The sequence below is a fragment of the Salinisphaera sp. G21_0 genome, assembly GCF_017744115.1.
In the GTDB taxonomy this organism is placed as follows: Bacteria; Pseudomonadota; Gammaproteobacteria; order Pseudomonadales; family Endozoicomonadaceae; genus Endozoicomonas.
Window position 1 is genome coordinate 1 of the sequence record NZ_JAGHQW010000140.1, and the last position, 2,881, is coordinate 2,881.

Here is a 2,881-nt window from a genome sequence, read left to right on the forward strand (position 1 = left end):
CGTGCAAGGGCTCGTCCAACCCCCGTTGCAGCGAATGCTGCACATCACCTCTTTTATGCTCTGCCTAAATTCGCCAGAATCTGGTAGATTGTAGCGGTGCAGAATTCGCTGAACTAATCGTTATGCGTTCTGTTCTATATACCTATAGTGTTGGAAATTTGATTTTCATCAACGAAATATAAATTTGTTAATGAAATAATTTGCGTAGTTAAATTGACTTGAAAATCAATAGAGATTATCAAGAATTAAATATAGTTAGTAGGATTTATGAACTATACATTTTCCAAAATTACAACATCATTTTTTTGTTTTGCATTTATGTTAATTGGTGCTTTTTTGGTGATTGCATCACTTCTAGCATTAACGATGCCATATCCAATATTTTTCCCTTTAATTATATTTTTGATTGGTTTTTTTTTGCTCTACACATCATGGAAAACTTATAAAAAAGCATTCAAATTAATCTCAGATCTTCAGGAAAAGAATTACCAATGGTATAAAAAAACATATCCAGACAATGTAAATGGTAATCATATAAATTGTTTTGTTTGTGGTAATGACCGCGTTAGTACAAAAGCATTAAAGAATCGTACGTTTCATAGAGAACATTTTTGTATGCAATGTGGAAAAACTCTTTACTATTCTCGAGAGTTCGATTGATTTAACAATAAAGCCTAATCCCATATAAAAGAACACAGTTCAACACCACCAAATCAAAACTAGATATCAAAAACGCATAACAAGAGCATCCAGCGGACGGTGCTAGACGCACCGCCGCTTATGCAGGCGTTAAGTGCCTAAACATCGAGTTCAACTTCACAAATTAAACATAGGAATAATTTTAGCTTCACATGAAAGATCATAAATTGTTAGCTTCCATTGCTGTATTCCGAGAGCTTTATGATTGCAATAAAGATATTTACGATGTAATCACTAATTTTATAAGATCAGCAATTGTCTTAAACTCATGCTGGTCATTAGACACCTCCAAATGTTCCAGGCTACTTAGAGAAACATATGGATTCGATTTACCAGAAGCCGTTGTTAAAACTTGTTTAAAAAATCGGCTTAAAAAAAATGGCGAGCTCGACATAAAAGATGGTCAGTTTGTTGTAACAGAGCACTTTAATAAAACCGATACATTGATAGGACACGACGAGGCTGTTTCTGATTACGATAGAATACTAACAGATCTTATAGAAAATATTCAAAAAATACGACTAAGCGATGAAAGCATAGACATTGAAGAAGTTTCTAAATGCTTTAATGAATATATTATCAACCCTAATTATAAAAACGAGTATTCTAATGAGATAAGTCACTTCATCATATCCAATCAAAAAAATAAAGAATTCAACGAATCTCTTATTAAAATCGAAGAGGGACTAATTTTATATACAGGAATCAGGTTCACTGCTGGGATAAATGAGCTAGGCTCATGGGATAATGACCTAATAATATTCCTAGATACAGAAATATTGTTCAGTGCAGCCGGTTTAAATGGCGAACTCTACCAAAAACTATTCAATGACTTTAATGGTCTTGTCGATGATGCAAATCGCAGCAAACAAAGAAATGGGAAAATACAAGTCTGTTATTTTTCGGAAGCAGAGGATGAAATCAACAGTTTCTTTTATGCTGCAGAACGAGTATTTGAAAGAAATGAAAGCATTGACCCATCAAAAACAGCAATGCATCTTATTCTAAATGGCTGCAAAAGTAGAAGCGATGTTGCAACCAAAAAAGTTGCTTTTTATGACACCCTAAAAAGATTAAAAATATCCAAAAAAGATCATACAAACTATTATCAACATCCTGAATATAACCTAGAAAGCATTGACACCATAAATCTTCTCAAAGATAGATTCAATAACAAAGATGAAGATGAAGAATATTCAAAAATATTAAAGACATTCACCAAGATAAACTACATAAGAAAGGGTGAAAGTTCAGTTGGAATTGACAAAGTAAAAGCAATACTTATATCAGCCAAACGTCTAACATTAAACTCGGCGTTCTCAGAAGTAATTAGGAAAGATTCTAGAGACATCCCTTTTGCAACTTATATTGACTTCATGACCGAAAGACTTTGGTTTAAACTAAACAAAGGGTTTGGTGGAGACCAAGGTATTCCAACGTCATTCAAGGCTGTCACCAAGGCACAACTTGCTCTTTCCTCACAGATAAGTTCGCAAGTAACAAAAGAGTATAAAAAATTACAAAGTCAGCTAGAAAAAGGTCTTATTAGCCGTGATATTGCAATTCAAATAAATACAGAGTTACGAATAAAGCCAAGTAAGCCAGAAGAGCTAAACGATAACACAGTAGATATTGCATTAGAGTTTTTAAGCAGTGATTTGATCGAAAAAACCTTACGCGAAAAATCAATTTTAGAGACAAAGTCAAAGGAGGGCGAAGCCGCAAATGCCCAACTCCTCAAACTTAAGAACAATGAAAAAAATGAAGCAAAAGAAATTCTGCGACCACAAGCGAAATTTAAATATTACTTCACTATTAGTGTAATATATTCAGTCTTTCCTGTAGCTGCAGCTTTAATTGCATATTTCAGTAAAACTGCACAAGATAGTAACTTTGCACTAATTACAGGCTTTTGCACATTATTGGCATTTTTTATTCAACTAATAAGTACAAAAAGGATAAACAAATTCGTCTGCCGCCAAATCTCGAGAAACTATAAGATCAAACTAACCTCCAAATTCAAAGCCATAAATAAAAAATATGCAACCGGCACTTAAATCGGGTAAGGGCTGGTCTTTCTCCAACCCTCCCCACAGCACCCGGCATGCGGGTCCGCACCGGGCGGTTCAACAATGATGGTGAAACCTGATCCATAAGTCTTTCAATGAAACAAGCCCAATTT

At 34.3% G+C, this 2,881-nt stretch carries 1 protein-coding gene; it reads left to right on the top strand.

Going from position 1 to position 2,881, the window contains the following annotated elements; all coding sequences use genetic code 11:
• Positions 1-866: 866 nt before the first annotated feature.
• A complete protein-coding gene (locus J7439_RS25190) occupies positions 867-2,756 on the top strand; it encodes a hypothetical protein (RefSeq protein WP_209204808.1) in 1,890 nt (629 codons plus the stop codon).
• The last annotated feature ends 125 nt before the right edge of the window (positions 2,757-2,881 follow it).